General features: G+C 75.0%; 13 protein-coding genes. 6 read left to right on the top strand and 7 right to left on the bottom strand.

Going from position 1 to position 16,656, the window contains the following annotated elements:
* Positions 1–19 precede the first annotated feature (19 nt).
* Complete coding sequence (locus tag ACFLFB_RS07935; RefSeq protein ID WP_392545170.1) at positions 20–721, top strand: hypothetical protein; 702 nt, start codon at positions 20–22, stop codon at positions 719–721.
* Between the two features lie 63 nt (positions 722–784).
* A complete protein-coding gene (locus tag ACFLFB_RS07930) occupies positions 785–5,551 on the top strand; it encodes an ATP-dependent helicase (RefSeq protein WP_392545169.1) in 4,767 nt (1,588 codons plus the stop codon).
* Positions 5,552–5,593: 42 nt separating this feature from the next.
* On the opposite strand, the gene ACFLFB_RS07925 is transcribed toward ACFLFB_RS07930, so the two are convergent.
* On the bottom strand, positions 5,594–6,151 hold the full coding sequence (locus ACFLFB_RS07925; RefSeq protein WP_392545168.1) for a hypothetical protein: 558 nt from the start codon (positions 6,149–6,151) through the stop codon (positions 5,594–5,596).
* Positions 6,152–6,181: 30 nt separating this feature from the next.
* On the opposite strand from ACFLFB_RS07925, the gene ACFLFB_RS07920 reads away from it, so the two are divergent.
* On the top strand, positions 6,182–6,748 hold the full coding sequence (locus tag ACFLFB_RS07920; RefSeq protein ID WP_392545167.1) for a PadR family transcriptional regulator: 567 nt from the start codon (positions 6,182–6,184) through the stop codon (positions 6,746–6,748).
* Positions 6,735–7,616: an Fpg/Nei family DNA glycosylase gene (locus ACFLFB_RS07915; protein ID WP_392545166.1), complete on the top strand. Its 882-nt coding sequence runs from the start codon at positions 6,735–6,737 to the stop codon at positions 7,614–7,616. The genes ACFLFB_RS07920 and ACFLFB_RS07915 overlap by 14 nt, the downstream gene beginning before the upstream one ends.
* Before the next feature lie 25 nt (positions 7,617–7,641).
* Here ACFLFB_RS07915 and ACFLFB_RS07910 read toward each other — a convergent pair whose 3' ends face one another.
* The 4 genes from ACFLFB_RS07910 to rimO all read right to left on the bottom strand — a co-directional run bounded on the left by ACFLFB_RS07910 (position 7,642) and on the right by rimO (position 10,674).
* The gene (locus tag ACFLFB_RS07910) at positions 7,642–7,947 is read right to left on the bottom strand and encodes a helix-turn-helix domain-containing protein (protein WP_392545165.1); all 306 of its coding nucleotides are present in this window, start codon (positions 7,945–7,947) and stop codon (positions 7,642–7,644) included.
* Positions 7,944–8,501: a CinA family protein gene (locus tag ACFLFB_RS07905; RefSeq protein WP_392545164.1), complete on the bottom strand. Its 558-nt coding sequence runs from the start codon at positions 8,499–8,501 to the stop codon at positions 7,944–7,946. The genes ACFLFB_RS07910 and ACFLFB_RS07905 overlap by 4 nt, the downstream gene beginning before the upstream one ends.
* The gene (pgsA, locus tag ACFLFB_RS07900) at positions 8,498–9,172 is read right to left on the bottom strand and encodes a CDP-diacylglycerol--glycerol-3-phosphate 3-phosphatidyltransferase (protein ID WP_392545395.1); all 675 of its coding nucleotides are present in this window, start codon (positions 9,170–9,172) and stop codon (positions 8,498–8,500) included. Before pgsA ends, ACFLFB_RS07905 begins: the two co-directional genes overlap by 4 nt.
* A gap of 74 nt (positions 9,173–9,246) precedes the next feature.
* A complete protein-coding gene (gene rimO / locus ACFLFB_RS07895; protein ID WP_392545163.1) occupies positions 9,247–10,674 on the bottom strand; it encodes a 30S ribosomal protein S12 methylthiotransferase RimO in 1,428 nt (475 codons plus the stop codon).
* A 60-nt stretch (positions 10,675–10,734) separates the two neighbouring features.
* Here rimO and ACFLFB_RS07890 point away from each other — a divergent pair, with 60 nt between their 5' ends.
* Positions 10,735–11,946: a dipeptidase gene (locus ACFLFB_RS07890; protein ID WP_392545162.1), complete on the top strand. Its 1,212-nt coding sequence runs from the start codon at positions 10,735–10,737 to the stop codon at positions 11,944–11,946.
* On the opposite strand, the gene ACFLFB_RS07885 is transcribed toward ACFLFB_RS07890, so the two are convergent.
* A complete protein-coding gene (locus tag ACFLFB_RS07885; RefSeq protein WP_392545161.1) occupies positions 11,927–12,628 on the bottom strand; it encodes an ion channel in 702 nt (233 codons plus the stop codon). The two genes, ACFLFB_RS07890 and ACFLFB_RS07885, sit on opposite strands and share 20 nt — an antisense overlap.
* Positions 12,629–12,665: 37 nt before the next feature.
* Between ACFLFB_RS07885 and ACFLFB_RS07880 the strand changes: the two genes are divergently transcribed.
* Entirely contained in the window at positions 12,666–13,658 is a 993-nt protein-coding gene (locus tag ACFLFB_RS07880) for a MauE/DoxX family redox-associated membrane protein (RefSeq protein ID WP_392545160.1), read from the top strand.
* 43 nt (positions 13,659–13,701) lie between these two features.
* Here the strand turns inward: ACFLFB_RS07880 and ACFLFB_RS07875 are convergent, their stop codons facing one another.
* Complete coding sequence (locus ACFLFB_RS07875) at positions 13,702–16,413, bottom strand: DNA translocase FtsK 4TM domain-containing protein (RefSeq protein ID WP_392545159.1); 2,712 nt, start codon at positions 16,411–16,413, stop codon at positions 13,702–13,704.
* Positions 16,414–16,656: the final 243 nt, after the last annotated feature.

Here is a 16,656-nt window from a genome sequence, read left to right as displayed (position 1 = left end):
CGACGGCAGCATGGGGCCGGTGACGAGCACGATGTTCCGGGTGGGGACGTGGAACCTCGACGGCCGCTGGGACGACCGTTGCGAGGCCGCGGTCGCCAAGGTGTCCGCCGACGTCTGGCTGCTCACCGAGGTGCCCGCCGGCGCCGTCCCGCCGGGGTACCGGCCGTACTGGTCCACGGCCCCGCTCGTCGCCGGACGCCACTGGTCCGCGGTGCTCGTGCGCGACACCGCCCGCGTCATCGCGCGCTGGGACGGCGACCTGCACCCGGCGAGCGCCGCGGCCGTCGTCGGCGGCTTCGTCTTCTGCTCCTCGGTCCTGCCCTGGCGCTCCTGCGGGCGCGACGAGCCGTGGGAGGGGACCACGACCGCGGACAAGACCGCGGCGGTCACGAGGCGCCTCGCCGACTCGCTCCCCCGCGGCGCGACCGTCTGGGGCGGCACCTGGTCCCACGGCTTCACCGGGCCCGAGCGCTCGGGCAGCGTCGAGGGCCGCGTGCACGTGCGCGAGGCCGTGGAGAAGCTCGACCTGCGCGTCGTCACCGAGGAGTCGCCGCACCGCCTCGAGGGCCTGTCGAGCATCGACCACGTGGCCGTGCCGGCCCAGGCGTCGGTGAAGACCGTGCGCAAGGTGGAGATGAAGGCCAACCGCCGGCACCTGTCGGACCACGACGCCTACGTCGTCGACGTCCGGCTCGGCGGGACCCGCCGCACCCGTCGCTGAACCCTCGACGACCGGTCCACGCCGGCGCCCCGTGTCGGGAGCGGGTGAGAGGGTGGGCGCACGATGCCCGACGACGTCCTCGACCGCTTCTCCCCGGCCACCTCCGCGTGGTTCCGGGGCAGCTTCAGCGCCCCCACCGCCGCCCAGGAGGGCGCCTGGGACGCGGTGAGCAGCGGGCACCACGCGCTCGTCGTCGCCCCCACCGGGTCGGGCAAGACCCTGTCGGCCTTCCTCTGGGCCCTCGACCGGCTGGCGTCGCAGCCCGTCCCCGAGGAGCGGCTGCGGCGGTGCCGCGTCCTGTACGTCTCCCCGATGAAGGCGCTCGCCGTCGACGTCGAGCGAAACCTGCGCAGCCCCCTGGTCGGCATCCGGCACGCGGCCACCCGGCTCGGCCTGCCCGAGCCCGACATCACCGTGTCGGTGCGCTCGGGCGACACCCCCGCCGACGAGCGGCGCGCGTTCGCCCGCACCCCGTCCGACGTCCTCATCACCACGCCCGAGTCGCTCTTCCTCATCCTCACCTCGGCGGCCCGCGAGGCGCTGGCCGGGGTCGAGACCGTCATCCTCGACGAGGTGCACGCCCTCGCCGGCACCAAGCGCGGGGCGCACCTCGCCCTGTCCCTCGAGCGGCTCGACCAGCAGCTGGCCGCGCCGGCGCAGCGGATCGGGCTGTCCGCCACCGTCCGCCCCGTCGAGGAGGTGGCGCGCTTCCTGGCGGGCGGCCGTCCGGTCGAGGTCGTGCAGCCCCCGTCGACCAAGGAGTGGGACCTGCGCGTCGTCGTCCCCGTCCCCGACATGGCCGAGCTGGGCCAGCCCACCGGCGACCTGTCCGGCGCGGCGTCCGGGCAGGAGCAGCGGGCGTCCATCTGGCCGCACGTCGAGGAGCGCATCGTCGACCTCGTCGCCGAGCACACCTCCACCCTCGTGTTCTCCAACAGCCGTCGCCTCGCCGAGCGGCTCACCACGCGGCTCAACGAGATCTGGGAGGAGCGCACCGAGGCGGCCGAGGGCGCCGACACGGTGGGTGCCGAGGGGGCCACCCCGCGCGCGGCCACGCTCGGTCGGTCGCCGGCCCAGGTGATGGCGCAGTCGGGTCAGTCGTCCGGGGCGTCGGCGGTGCTCGCGCGGGCGCACCACGGCTCGGTGAGCAAGGAGCAGCGCGGGCTCATTGAGGAGGAGCTGAAGTCGGGGCGGCTGCCCGCCGTGGTCGCCACGAGCAGCCTCGAGCTCGGCATCGACATGGGGGCCATCGACCTCGTCGTGCAGGTCGAGTCGCCGCCGTCGGTGGCGTCGGGGCTGCAGCGCGTGGGTCGTGCCGGTCACCAGGTGGGCGCGGTCTCGCGCGGCGTGCTCTTCCCGAAGTTCCGCGGCGACCTCGTGCAGACCGCGGTCGTCGTCGAGCGGATGCTCGCGGGCGAGATCGAGGCGCTCCACATCCCTTCCACCCCCCTCGACGTCCTCGCCCAGCAGGTCGTCGCCATGTGCGCCCTCGACGACTGGACCGTCGACGACGTCCTGGCGCTGGCCCGGCGGTCGGCGCCCTACGCCACGCTCACCCGCCCGGTCCTCGAGTCGGTCCTCGACATGCTCGCCGGTCGCTACCCGAGCGAGGACTTCGCCGAGCTGCGGGCCCGCATCACCTGGGACCGCCTCTCCGACACCCTCACCGGGCGGCGCGGGGCGCAGCGACTGGCGGTGACCTCCGGCGGCACGATCCCCGACCGCGGGCTCTACGCCGTCTTCCTCGCCACGGGTGAGGGTCCGGGGCGTCGGGTCGGCGAGCTCGACGAGGAGATGGTCTACGAGTCGCGGGTCGGCGACCTGTTCACCCTGGGCACGAGCACCTGGCGGATCGAGGACATCACCCACGACCGCGTCCTCGTCACGCCCGCCCCGGGGCTGCCCGGGCGGCTGCCGTTCTGGAAGGGCGACTCGCAGGGGCGCCCCGCCGAGCTCGGCCGCGCCGTGGGGGCGTTCGTGCGCGAGGTCGAGGGGCTGTCCGCCACGGCCGCGCGCGAGCGGGTCCGCGCCGCCGGCCTCGACGACTGGGCCGCCGACAACCTGCTCACCTACCTGCGGGAGCAGCGCGAGGCCACTGGTCACGTCCCCGACGACCGCACGATCGTCGTCGAGCGCTTCCGCGACGAGCTCGGCGACTGGCGCATCGCCCTGCTCTCCCCGTTCGGCGCGCAGGTCCACGCCCCGTGGGCGCTGGCCGTCAGCGCCCGGATGCGCGACCGGTTCGGGGTCGACGTGCAGGCGATGCACGGCGACGACGGCATCGTGCTGCGCCTGCCCGACCTCGAGCTCGACGACGTCGAGGGCGTCGGCGGCTCCGGTGGCCGTGGGGTCGGGCGCGAGCTGCTCGACCTCGTCACCCTCGACCCCGACGACGTCCGCGCCCTGGTCACCGAGGAGATCGGCGGATCGGCCCTGTTCGCCTCCCGCTTCCGCGAGTGCGCCGCCCGCGCGCTGCTCCTGCCCAGGCGGCGCCCCGACCGGCGCCAGCCGCTGTGGCAGCAGCGCCAGCGGGCCTCGCAGCTGCTCGAGGTCGCGAGCCGCTACCCGACCTTCCCGATCGTCCTGGAGGCGGTGCGCGAGTGCGTCCAGGACGTCTTCGACGTGCCCGGGCTCGTCGACCTCATGCGCGACATCGGCTCGCGGCGGGTCACCGTGGTCGACGTCGAGAGCTCCACCCCCTCACCCTTCGCCAAGTCGCTGCTCTTCGGGTACGTCGCCCAGTTCCTCTACGAGGGCGACTCGCCGCTGGCCGAGCGCCGGGCGGCCGCGCTGGCGCTCGACCCGTCGCTGCTCGCCGAGCTGCTGGGCAGCGCCGAGGGGCTCGCCCTGCGCGACCTCCTCGACGCCGAGCAGGTCGCCCGCACCGAGGCCGAGCTCCAGCGGCTCACCCCCGAGCGCGCCGCCCGCGACGCCGACGACGTCCTCGACCTCGTCCGCGGCCTCGGGCCGCTGTCCACCGAGGCCGTGCTCACCCGGTGCCGCGAGGGCACCACCGGCGACGACGTCGAGGCCTGGCTGGCGGGGCTGCGCGAGCAGCGGCAGGTCATCGAGGTCCGGGTCGCGGGCGAGGAGCGGTGGGCGGCCGTCGAGGACGCGTCACGCCTGCGCGACGCCCTCGGCGTCTCGCTGCCCCCGGGGGTGGCGCAGGCCTTCCTCGAGCCGGTCGACGACCCGCTCGGCGACCTCGTGGCGCGGTACGCCCGCACCCACGCCCCGTTCCACCCGCTCGAGGTCGCCCGTGCCTACGGTCTCGGCGTCGCGGTCGTGCACGCGGCGCTGGCCCGGCTCGTGTCGTCCGGCCGGGTGGTCGAGGGCGAGCTGCTCCCCACCGGCGGTGGCGGCACCGAGTTCTGCGACGCCGAGGTGCTGCGGATGCTGCGGCGCCGGTCGCTGGCCGCGCTGCGCGCCGAGGTCGAGCCGGTCACCCCGGTCGAGCTGTCCCGCTTCCTCCAGGGCTGGCAGGGGGTCGGTGGCCGGCTGCGCGGCCGCGAGGGGCTCCTGCGCGTCGTCGAGCAGCTGAGCGGGGCGGTGCTGCCGGCGAGCGCGGTCGAGACCCTCGTGCTGCCCTCCCGCGTGGCCGACTACTCCCCCGGTCTCCTCGACGAGCTGCTCGCCAGCGGCGAGGTCCTCTGGTGCGGCCACGGCTCGCTGCCCGGCGACGACGGCTGGGTGTCGCTGCACGCCGCCGACTCCGCCCACCTCACGCTGCCCGGACCCGACCCCGAGCGCGTGCCGTCCGAGCAGGGCCTCGCCGTCCTCGACGCCCTGGCCGGCGGCGGCGCCCACTTCTTCCGCACCCTCTCCGACCAGGTCGGCGCCACGGACGACGAGCCCCTGGCCGAGACCCTCTGGGACCTCGTGTGGGCGGGTCGGGTCACCGGCGACACGTTCGCGCCGGTCCGGGCCCTGCTCGCGGGGGGCCGCACCGCCCACAAGCGCTCCACGCCCGGCCCGCGCCGCAGCCGCTACGCCGGTCGTCGGGGCCCGCTGGGGGCGCTCGGCTCGGCCCCGTCGCGCCCGAGCCTGCCCACCCGCACCGGGCCGCCGCGCGTCACGGGCCGCTGGTCGCTGCTGCCGCCGGTCGACGCCGACCCCACACTGCGGGCCTTCGCCACCGCCGAGCTCCTCCTCGACCGGCACGGCGTCCTCACCCGGGGCGCCGTCGGGGCCGAGGACGTGCCGGGCGGCTTCGCCGGCGTCTACCGGGTCCTCGGCAAGGCCGAGGAGGCGGGGCGGGTGCGCCGCGGTTACTTCGTCGAGGGGCTCGGGGCGTCGCAGTTCGGCACGACCGGCGCCGTCGACCGGCTCCGCGGGGCGGGGAGCACGGCGTCGGCCGACCGGTCGCGACGCGAGGACGCCGAGGTCGTCGTCCTCGCGGCCAGCGACCCGGCCAACCCCTACGGCGCGGCGCTGCCGTGGCCCGACCGGGCGGTCGACCCGTCCGCGCAGGACGGGTCCGCGGGCGAGGCCGGTGGCTCAGCCGCCACCGCCGGGACCGCCGGGACCGACAAGCGGCGCCGGCACCAGCCGGGCCGCAAGGCCGGGGCGGTCGTCGTCCTCGTCGACGGCGAGCTCGTCCTCTACGTCGAGCGCGGCGGGAAGACCCTGCTCACGCACTCCGAGGACCCCGCGCTGCTCGGCGCCGCCGCCCGGGCGCTCGCCGGCGCGGTGCGCGGGGGAAGCCTGGGGCGGCTCAGCGTCGAGAAGGCCGACGGCGGCGCCCTGCTCGGGTCGGGGCACCCGGTGGTCGCGGCTCTCGAGGAGGCCGGCTTCCACCTCACCCCGCGGGGGCTGCGGATCCGGCGGTGAGCCGGCGTCAGGCATCCTCCCGGGTCCGCCGATGAGCCCGCGTCAGGCGCTGACCGACTCGCGCGACGCGTGCCGGGCCGGCATCCGCGGCTGGGTGCGGTACCAGTCGGGGTCGTCGTCCTCATCGCGCGGGTCGTGCGGGTCGGAGGCACCGTCCTGCGCGGCGGCGTCGCCCCTGCGGCGGGTCGGGGTCCCGGCCAGCCACGGCCGCAGCGAGCGCGCCTCGTGCCAGGCGGCCACCGCGAGGGCGGCGGTCACCGGCACCCAGAGCAGCCGCTCGGGCAGGCTCGGAGAGGCGAGGTTGACCATCGCGCCCACTCCGGCGATCCCGGTGAGCGCCGTGAACAGCGCGTGCTGCCCCCGGGCCGAGCCCGGACGACCGGTGGTCACCGCGACCATCGCGGAGCCCCAGACGAGCGCGGCGACACCGGAGGCGACCCGCAGCGAGGTCGGCAGCACGCCCTCGTACCCGCCCCCGTACGACAGCGCCCCGAAGGGTGCCCCCGCCGCCAGGGACACCTGGAACGCGGTGATGCCGCCGAGGCAGGCGACCACGACCGGGCGGACCGAGCTCGTTCTCCCTGCTGGTTCATATCTCACAGATATGTTTCTAGCAGATAGAGTGGTCCGGTGGCCAGACCCTCGCAGACCGAGCTCGCCGTCCTCGGCGCGCTCTCGACGGGTCCAATGACCGGGTACGAGGTGCGCGCGGCCATCAGCGAGTCGCTCGGCCACTTCTGGCACGAGAGCTTCGGCCAGATCTACCCGACCCTCGCGGCCCTCGAGGAGGCCGGCGCCATCACCCCCGCCGACTCTGGCCGACGCACCCGCACGGTGTACGAGATCACCCCGGCAGGGGTCGAGCGGCTCGAGGAGCTCCTCGCCGAGCCGCACCGGCGGGCGCCCGCCCGCAACGGCCTGCTGCTGCGGCTGTTCTTCGGCACCCACCTCCCCCAGGGGACGCCCGAGGCCCTGCTCGAGGAGGCCGAGGAGCAGGCGGCCGGGGCGCTCGAGCAGTACGCGGCCGTGCGCGACGAGGTGGCCGACGACGAGGGCACCGAGCAGGCCTTCCGCACGATGACCCTCTCCTTCGGCGAGCACATGGCGCGGGCGCAGCTCGCCTGGGCGCGCGAGTGCCGCGCCGCACTCCCCCGCCGCGCGCGGTCCTCCTCCGGTGGTGGCCGTGCCCGAGGGTGACACCGTCCACCGCACCGCCGACCGGCTGCACCGTGCCCTCGCCGGGCACGTCGTCCTGCGCGCCGACCTGCGCTGGCCCTCGGTGCCCCTCGTCGACCTCGCCGGCGCCACCACCACCGAGGTCGTCGCCCGGGGAAAGCACCTCCTGCACCGGTTCGACTCGGGCACCACGCTGCACACCCACCTGCGGATGGAGGGCCAGTGGCGCGTCGAGCACCCGGGCGCCGCCACCGAGCGGGCGCTGCGCCGCACCGACCTGCGCGCCGCCGTCCTCACCGAGCCCTGGTCGGGAGTCGGCCTGCGCCTGGGCATGCTCGACCTCGTGCCCACGGCGCGCGAGGGCGACCTCGTCGGCCACCTCGGCCCCGACGTCCTCGGCCCCGACTGGGACCCCGAGGAGGTGGCCCGCCGGCTCACCGGCTCCGAGGCCTTCGTGGGCGACCTCCTGCTCGACCAGCGCGTCCTCGCGGGCGTCGGGACCTTCTGGGCCAGCGAGCTCCTCTTCATCGAGCGGGTGCTCCCGTGGACGCCGGGAACCGACCTCGACCCCGAACAGGTCGCCGCCCTCCTGCACCGGCTGCACCGCCTCATGAGCACCGCCGCCCGCACGGGGTGGCAGGGCAGCACCGGGATCCAGCGCGCCGGCGAGGAGGCCTACGTCCACGCGCGGTCGGGACGGCCGTGCCGCCGGTGCGGCGACACCATCAGGGTCGCGATGACCGGTGCCGCCCCGCGCGAGCGGACCCTGTTCTCCTGCCCGACCTGCCAGGGCGGGCTCGCCCCCACCGACGACGGCAGGGCGCAGCGGCCGCTCGGGTCGGCGCCGCGCACCTCACGCCGCGAGGGCTACCGCCGCGGGCGCGGCTGAGCGACGGACGTCCGGAGTCGCAGCGTCAGGCCGCGGAGGCGGAGACCGTGTCGGCCTCGCGCGCGGGGACCGGCAGGCTGACCGGGGCGGCGAAGGTCTCGACCCGCTCGACGCGCTCCTGGACCAGGCCGAGCACCTCGGAGAGCTGCAGGCCCAGCCCGGCGCAGACGGCGGACAGCAGCTCGGAGGAGGCCTCCTTGGTGCCGCGCTCGAGCTCGCTGAGGTAGCCGAGGGAGACCGAGGAGGTGGAGGCGACGTCGCGCAGCGTGCGGCCCTGGTCCTGGCGGATCTCGCGCAGGACCTCTCCGAGCTCGTGCCGAAGCAGGATCACAGCCCCTCCTCTCGTCGATCGTCAGCGGTGCTCTCGTGCTGGGTCTTACCGTACCCCTCCCCACCCACGCCGTCGCGGAGGTTGTGGAGAGCCCGTCCGAGGAGCTCGAGCACCGCCGCGACGCTCGCGGCGCGCACCTGCTCCCGGTCGCCGGTCAACGCGTGCTCCTCCACGAGGATTCCCCACGGACCGGCCGCCGCCACGAACACCGTCCCCACGGCGCGGCCGTCGGCGGGGTCGGGACCCGCCACGCCCGTGGTCGACAGCCCGACGTCGCAGCCCAGCACCGCCCGCGCGCCCCGCGCCAGCTGCTCGGCCACCGGCGCGCACACCGCACCCCGGGCCGCGAGCACGGCACGGTCGACCCCGAGCACCGACGCCTTGACGTCGCTCGCGTACGCGACGACGCCGCCCCGCACGACGGCCGAGGCCCCCGGCACGCTCGTCAGGGCCGCGGCCACGAGCCCGCCGGTCAGCGACTCGGCGGTGCCCACGGTGAGCCCGAGGTCGACGAGGACCGGCACGACGGCGGCGGCACCGGGGTGCGGTGTCACGACTGCGGTCGTCCCTCCCGGGCCGCCCGCTGCTGCGCCCGCTCCGCGCGCTCGGCGCGCTTGCGCACCGCGCGCTCGCTCGTCTGGCGCAGCCGCAGCGCCTGGACGAGGTAGTCGACGCCCGTGACGACCGTGACCACGACGGCTGCCCCGAGCAGCCCCCAGGCCAGCGCGTCCCACAGGTGCGGCAGCGGCAGGGTGGAGCGCGGCCAGAGGAAGAACCCGATGCCGAAGGTCTGGAGCAGGGTCTTGACCTTGCCACCGCGCCCCGCGGCCATGACCCCGTGCCGGATGACCCAGAACCGCACGGCGGTGATCCCCCACTCGCGCACGAGGACGACGATGGTGACCCACCACCAGACCTCCCCGATGGCTGAGAGCCCGACGAGCGCCATCGTCACCAGCGCCTTGTCGGCGATGGGGTCGACGACCTTGCCGAAGTTGGTCACGAGGTTGCGGCTGCGGGCGAGGTCGCCGTCGATGCGGTCGGTGAGCATCGCCACGGCGAAGACGCCGAAGGCCGCCCACCGGTACGCGGCGCTCGCCCCCGCGTCGACGAGGAGCAGCCACCCGAAGACCGGCACGAGGAAGAGGCGGAAGACGGTGAGGTAGTTCGCGATGTTCCAGGCGCTGGGGCCCGTGGTGGGGATCGCCGGGCTGGCCGGGTCGATGCCCGAACGGTAGGGGTCGCTGGCTCGGCCCTCGGCGAGGGGTCCGGGACGCACGGGGCGCGCGGGCTTGTCGGTCACCGCGCCTCCACCACGAGGTCGACCCCGCTCGAGTCGACGACCACGCCGTGCACGACGGACCCGACGGCCGGGAGGTCGACGCCCTCCGGCACGCGCACGAGGCAGACCCCGTCGACGTCGGGGCCCTGGTGCTCGGCGCGCCCGATGGCGAGGTCCGGCTCGTCCTCGTCGTGCTCCTCGACGAGCACGGCCACGAGCTCGCCCACGCGCTCGGCGGCGCGCTGCGAGGTCAGCTCCTCGACGAGGGCGGTGAGCCGCTCGACGCGCGCGGCGACGACGTCCTCGGGCAGGTGGCCGTCGAGCTCCTCGGCCTCGGTGCCGTCCTCGTCGGAGTAGCCGAACACGCCGACGACGTCGAGGCGCGCGAGGGTGAGGAAGCGCTCGAGCTCGGCGACGTCCTCCTCGGTCTCCCCCGGGAAGCCGACGATGACGTTGCTGCGGATGCCGGCGAGCGGCTCGCGCTCGCGGACCCGCCCGATGAGCTCGAGGAAGGCGTCGGTGCCGCCGAAGCGGCGCATCCGGCGCAGCAGGGCGGGCGCGGCGTGCTGGAACGACAGGTCGTACCAGGGCATGACGCCGGGGGTGGCGGCGATGGCCTCGAGCAGCCCGGGGCGCACCTCGGCCGGCTGGAGGTAGGAGACACGGACCCGGTCGATGCCCTCGATGGCGGTGAGCTCGGGGAGCAGCTTCTCGAGCAGCGCGAGGTCGCCGAGGTCCTTGCCGTACGACGTGGAGTTCTCGCTCGCGAGGAACAGCTCGCTGACGCCCTCGGCGGCCAGCCAGCGGGCCTCGGCGAGGACTTCGGTGGGGCGGCGCGAGACGAACGAGCCGCGGAACATCGGGATGGCGCAGAACGAGCAGCGGCGGTCGCAGCCGCTGGCGATCTTCAGCGGCGCCCACGGGCGGGCGTCGAGGCGGGCCCGGACGAAGACCTCCTCGCCGTCGCCGTGCCCCGGGAGGGCGACCCCGGCGCTGGCGCCGGACCGCTCGACGGGCGACAGCGGCAGGAGGCGCCGCCGGTCCGAGGGCACGTGGGAGGCGACCTTCTCGCCATCGAGGATGGCGCGCAGGTGCGTGCTCATGTCGCGGTAGGAGTCGAAGCCGAGCACGGCGTCGGCGTCGGGCAGCTCGTCGGCGAGGGTCTGGCCGTACCGCTCGGCGAGGCAGCCGACGGCGACGACGGCGCGGGTGCGGCCGGTCGCCTTGAGGTCGGAGGCCTCGAGGATGGTGTCGATGGAGTCCTTCTTGGCCTGCTCGACGAACCCGCAGGTGTTGACCACCGCGACGTCGGCGTCGGCCGCGTCGTCGACGAGGGTCCACCCCTCGGAGGCGAGCCGTCCGGCGAGCTCCTCGGAGTCCACCTCGTTGCGCGTGCACCCGAGGGTGACGAGGGCGACGCTGCCGCGGCTCGAGGGGCTGACCATGCCCTGCACTCTAGTTGCGCGGGGAGACCCCGCCCGCACCCCGCTCGGTAGGGTCGCGCCATGGCTGCCGACACGCTGTCCCGGATCCACGCCCTCCTCGCCGAGCACCCCGTCCTCGACGGCCACAACGACCTCCCGTGGGAGGCCCGCGAACGGGTCCGCTACGACTGGGACCGCCTCGACATCGCGGTCGCCGGGCAGCCGACCCACACCGACCTGCCGCGGCTGCGCGAGGGCGGCGTGGGCGCCCAGTTCTGGTCGGTGTACGTCCCCTCGACCCTCCAGGGCGACGCGGCGGTCACCGCCACCCTCGAGCAGGTCGACGCCGTGCACGCCATGACCGCCCGCTACGCCGACCACCTCGTGCTGGCCACGACCCGGGCCGAGGTGGAGGCCGCCGTCGCGGGCGGCCGCATCGCCAGCCTCATCGGCGCGGAGGGCGGGCACAGCATCGACTCCTCGCTCGGCGCGCTGCGGATGCTGCACGCCCTCGGGGTGCGGTACATGACGCTGACCCACAACGACAACGTCCCCTGGGCCGACTCGGCCACCGACGAGCCGGTGCTCGGCGGCCTGTCGCCCTTCGGCCGCGAGGTCGTGCGCGAGATGAACCGCCTCGGGATGCTCGTCGACCTCTCGCACGTCTCCCCCGACACGATGCGCGCCGCCCTCGACACCACGCAGGCCCCGGTCGTGTTCTCGCACTCCTCGGCCCGGGCCGTGTGCGACCACCCGCGCAACGTGCCCGACGACGTCCTGGAGCGGCTGGCCGGCAACGGGGGCGTCTGCATGGTCACCTTCGTCCCGTCGTTCGTCTCGCCGATCGTGCGGGAGTGGGGCCTGGAGGCCAAGGACGCCGCGCTCCTCGCCGGGGTCGACGCCGCCGACGAGGACGCGTACGACCTCTTCGTCACCGAGTACCAGCGGGAGAGCCCGCGCCCCTCGGCCACCGTCGACGACGTGGTCGCCCACTGCGAGCACGTCCGCGAGGTGGCCGGCATCGAGCACATCGGTCTCGGCGGCGACTACGACGGCGTCGACGTCCTGCCCGACGGCCTCGAGGACGTCAGCGGCTACCCGCGCCTGCTGGCCGCGCTGGCCGACCGCGGCTGGAGCGACGCCGACCTCTCGGCCCTGACGAGCGGCAACGCGCTGCGCGTCCTCGGAGAGGCGGAGCAGCGGGCGGGCGAGATCGCGGCGACGCGCGGACCGGGCCTGGCGCGCATCGAGGACCTCGACGGGCCGGAGACCGCTACTGGCGGGCTCTCATGACGGTGAGCGCGACGAGGCGGGAGATGACCATCGCCACGTACATGACGCCACCGAGCTGCTCGAGCGTGCCGATGGCGCGCGCCTGCGGCTTGATCGGGACGACGTCGGACAGGCCGACGCTCGTGAGGTTGGCGGCCGAGTAGTAGAGCAGCTCGAGCAGGGTGCGCTGCCCCGGCCCGGTGAACGAGGTGAACGAGCCGAGCCAGAACTCCTGCACCGCGAGGTAGACGTAGGCGAAGGCGAACATCAGCACGGTGAAGCAGGCGCCGACGGCGAACAGCTCGTCCTTGGTGACCCAGTAGTCCTCGAACATGTACGAGATGAGCGCGTACGCCGTGTAGAAGTAGAAGAGCGCCAGGGCCGTGTGGGCGAGTGCGAGGACGAGCCGCTCGTCGGTGAAGAAGCTCCACACCTCCAGGGTCGCCGCGGGCAGGGCGAGCGTGGCCGACAGCCAGGTGAGGGCCGGCGTGCTGCGCACCGTGAAGACCGCGATGACGAGCGCGGAGAGGCTGAGCAGCGAGATGATCGCCCGGCCCCCCTCGGCGCTCTCGAGGAACGGGAGCAGCAGGATGACGAGCACCTGCACCCCGAGGAGGAACGCCGACGGCTGCTTGCGCAGGGTCGCCCTCCACCTGGCGGATCGTGACGGGGGCTCCCGGAGGTCCTCCCAGGTCGACGTCATGGCCACACTGTAGGCGCGGGTGCCGCACAATGCGGGTATGCCGAGCCCGCTCCTCCTGCCGGTCCTCACCTGCGCCGTCGTGCTGCTCGTCAGCGGCGTGGCCAAGCTGCGCGACCCCGCGTCGGTCGACCGCGCCTTCACCTCGCTCGAGGTCCCGGCGCCGCTGTCCGGCAGCCTGGTCCGTCGCGTGGTGCCGTGGGCGGAGGTGCTGCTCGGGGCGGCCCTGCTCGTCACGAGCGGCATCCTCCTGGCCCTCGCCGCCACCGTGACGCTCCTGCTCTTCCTCGCCTACCTCGTCCTCGTGGCGCGGGCCGTGCGCCGACCCGAGCCGGTCGACTGCGGCTGCTTCGGCGCCCTGGGTGACGACCGGGTCACGCGGGTCACCGTGTGGCGCAACGTGGTCCTCGTCGCCGCCGCGCTGCTGGCGGTGTACGCCGGCCTCACCGGGGTCGGGCTCGTCCTCGTCCTCGACGACGGGTCGACGTGGGCCCTCCTCGCGCTGGCGGCCCTCACGGTGCTCGCGGCCGTCCTCGTCACGCACCGGTCGGCCGAGGCCGCCCCCGGGACCGACCCGCTCACCGACGCCGACGGCGAGTACGTGCGCACCCCCATCCCGCGCGCCCAGGTCATCACCGAGGACGGCAAGGTCGCCCTGCTCTCGGAGCGGGCGAAGTACGGCGCGCACCTGCTCGTGTTCCTCTCCCCCGGCTGCGGGAGCTGCATGGCGATCGGCCCGCTCGTGCCCGGGTGGGCGGCGGAGCTCGAGCCGCTCGTCGTCAAGGCCGTCATCCAGGGTGACGAGACCTCGCTCATCGCGAGCCTCGAGGTGCTGCAGGGCCAGGCGTGGTTCGACCCCTTCAGCATCGCGCGGCTGGCCTTCGAGGTCGCCACCCCGGGCGCGGTCCTCCTCGGCACCGACGGCCACCTCGCCGGCGGACCGGTCCAGGGCCAGGAGGACGTCCTCGCCTTCGTCGACGAGCTGCGCGAGCACCTGCGTGCCTCCGCCGTCGGCGGGGCCACCCAGGCCTGAGCCCACCCTCCCCGCCGGGTGCCGGCCGGGAGGGCCGAGCACCTCAGCGGTGGTCGGTGAGCGACCAGGCGTCCTCGCTGCCCTCGTCGTCGGCGTCGTCGCCGTACTCGACGGCCGGGGCGTAGCGGGCGAGGTCGTCGGCCACGGCGTCGCCGCCGTAGCCGCGCACGACCGGGACCTCGGAGGTGTCGTCCGTGGACTGGTCGGTGACCGCAGCCGGCGCGGCGGGTGCCCGGTCGTCGTAGGGCTGGTCGAGCGACTCCGGGATGTCGTCGCCACGCAGCAGCGCGAGCGTCATCGCGAGGTCGTCGGGCTTGACGAGGACGTCGCGTGCCTTGCTGCCCTCGGACGGCCCCACCACACCGCGACTCTCGAGGAGGTCCATGAGCCGGCCGGCCTTGGCGAACCCGACGCGCAGCTTGCGCTGGAGCATCGAGGTCGAGCCGAACTGCGTGGTCACGACGAGCTCGGTGGCCTGGAGCAGGAGGTCGAGGTCGTCGCCGATGTCGTCGTCGACCTGCTTCTTGGGCGCCACCACGGTGACGTCGTCCCGGTAGCGCGGCTTGAGCTGGTCGGTGACGTGCTTGACGACCGCGTGGATCTCGGACTCGGTGACCCAGGCGCCCTGCACGCGCATCGGCTTGCTCGCGCCCATCGGGAGGAAGAGGGCGTCACCCTGGCCGATGAGCTTCTCGGCGCCCGGCTGGTCGAGGACGACGCGGCTGTCGGCGAGCGAGGAGGTCGCGAACGCCATCCGCGAGGGGACGTTGGCCTTGATCAGTCCGGTGACGACGTCGACCGACGGTCGCTGCGTCGCCAGGACCAGGTGGATGCCGGCGGCGCGGGCGAGCTGGGTGATGCGGACGATCGACTCCTCGACGTCGCGCGGCGCCACCATCATCAGGTCGGCGAGCTCGTCGACGACGACGAGGAGGTAGGGGTAGGGCGAGATGACCCGCTCCGAGCCGGGCAGCGGCTTGACCTTGCCCGCCTTGACCGCCTTGTTGAACTCGTCGACGTGCTTGAACCCGAACGCGGCGAGGTCGTCGTAGCGGGTGTCCATCTCGCGCACGACCCACTGGAGGGCCTCGGCGGCCTTCTTCGGGTTCGTGATGATCGGGGTGATGAGGTGCGGGATGCCCTCGTACGCGGTGAGCTCGACGCGCTTGGGGTCGACGAGGACCATGCGGACCTCGTCGGGGGTGGAGCGCATGAGGATCGAGGTGATCATCGAGTTGACGAAGCTCGACTTGCCGGCGCCCGTGGCACCCGCGACGAGGAGGTGCGGCATCTTCGCGAGGTTGGCGATGACGTAGCCGCCCTCGACGTCCTTGCCGACGCCCATGACCATCGGGTGGTCGGTGCCGCGGGCGACCTGGCTGCGCAGGACGTCGCCGAGGCTGACCTTCTCGCGGTCGGTGTTGGGGATCTCGATGCCGATGGCCGACTTGCCGGGGATCGGGCTGAGGATGCGGACGTCGGCGCTGGCGACGGCGTACGCGATGTTCTTGCTCAGCGCGGTGACCCGCTCGACCTTGATGCCGGGGCCGAGCTCGACCTCGTAGCGCGTGACGGTGGGGCCGCGGCTGAACCCGGTGACCTGGGCGTCGATCTCGAACTGGTCGAGGACCTGGGTCAGCGAGTCGACGACGCGGTCGTTGGCGGCGCTGCGGGCCTTGTGCGGGCTCCCGGGCTCGAGGACTGCGGAGTCCGGGAGGGTGTAGGTGATGTCGCCGGCGAGCGAGAGCTGCTCGACGCGCTGCGGCAGCGGCGTCGTGGGCGGCGCCTCGAGCTGGGCCTTCTCGGGGACGGGGCCGCGGGCGGCCGGGCCGGTGGGGGCGGTGGCGTCGGCACCGGCGGGCGTGGGAACCGGCGCGGGGCGCTTCTGCCCCGGGCGCAGGCGTCGGCCCGTGACGGGGTCGACGAGCGCGGCCTGCTCGAAGGCCTCGTCGTCGGTGAGGGCGTCGGCCTCGAGCTCGGCGCGGGTGCGGCGGCGGCGCGGCGTCGTGGGCTCGGCGACCGGCTCGGCCTCGGTGGGCGCGTGGCCGGTGAGGCGGGCCAGGAGGGCGCTGAGGCGGTCGGGGACCTGGTGCAGCGGCGTCGCCGTGACGACGAGGATGCCGAACAGGCCCAGGAGCAGCAGGAGCGGGACGGTGCCGTAGACCGACACCGCGGCCTCGAGCGGGCTCGAGGCGAGGAAGCCGATGATGCCGCCGGCCGCGCGCATCGCCTCGGCACCCTCCGGGGGCGTGGGGATGTGGGCGGCCACGTGGGCCAGGCCGCACGCGGAGAAGGCCAGTGCGGTGGTGCCGACGAGGAGGCGCGAGCTCGCGCTCTCCTCCTTGGGGGCGCGCAGCAGGTGGATGCCGACGGCGAGCAGGACCAGGGGCACGGCGTAGCCGACCCGGCCGAAGGTGCCGGCGACGACGGCGTGCACGACGGTGCCCACGGGCCCGGGCATCCCCCACCACTCGCGGGCGGCGACGACGACGGCCAGCGCCACGAACAGCAGGCCGAGCCCGTCGCGGCGGTGCTCGGGCTCGAGGTCGCGCCCGGTGTCGCCGACCTTGCGGGCGACGGCGCCGGTGGCGTGTGCCAGGCCCATCCACGTGCTCTGGACCGCGCGCAGCGGCAGCGGCAGGCCGCCCGAGCGGGGCTTGCGCGAGGTCGAGGTGCGCTTCGCGGGCGCGCGGCGGGATGCGGGCCGGGTCGTGGAGGACCGGCCGCGCGCCGAGGAGGACGTGCGAGTCGCCATGCTCGCAGGCTACGGGAGAGTCACACGGGACTCACGCGTCACACGCGGCCCGGCGCGGCCTGTTTCGTGCGCGTGGGCGCCGCTGCCGCCGGGGCCCACGGCGTGACGGGTGCGGCACGACGAGCCGGTGCCGGACGGTGGCGACACGGTGGCGGGACCCGCCGGATCGACCGGCTCTCCCCCATCCGCTCCCCCCGAGCGGCGTTCCCGGTGCACCCGACCCCCTGCGGCCAGATGCACCGG

The organism is Oryzobacter telluris (genome assembly GCF_043099285.1).
In the GTDB taxonomy this organism is placed as follows: domain Bacteria; phylum Actinomycetota; class Actinomycetes; order Actinomycetales; family Dermatophilaceae; genus Oryzobacter; species Oryzobacter telluris.
Note: the sequence above shows the minus strand (reverse complement) of the source record. Positions and strands in the feature narration are given on the sequence as shown.

Excerpts from the sequence above, each read along its gene's own strand:
- ACFLFB_RS07930 (WP_392545169.1), top strand. The coding sequence starts at position 785 with ATGCCCGACGACGTCCTCGACCGCTTCTCCCCGGCCACCTCCGCGTGG.
- rimO (WP_392545163.1), bottom strand. The coding sequence starts at position 10,674 with ATGGTCAGCCCCTCGAGCCGCGGCAGCGTCGCCCTCGTCACCCTCGGG.
- ACFLFB_RS07890 (WP_392545162.1), top strand. The coding sequence starts at position 10,735 with ATGGCTGCCGACACGCTGTCCCGGATCCACGCCCTCCTCGCCGAGCAC.
- ACFLFB_RS07885 (WP_392545161.1), bottom strand. The coding sequence starts at position 12,628 with ATGACGTCGACCTGGGAGGACCTCCGGGAGCCCCCGTCACGATCCGCC.
- ACFLFB_RS07880 (WP_392545160.1), top strand. The coding sequence starts at position 12,666 with ATGCCGAGCCCGCTCCTCCTGCCGGTCCTCACCTGCGCCGTCGTGCTG.
- ACFLFB_RS07875 (WP_392545159.1), bottom strand. The coding sequence starts at position 16,413 with ATGGCGACTCGCACGTCCTCCTCGGCGCGCGGCCGGTCCTCCACGACC.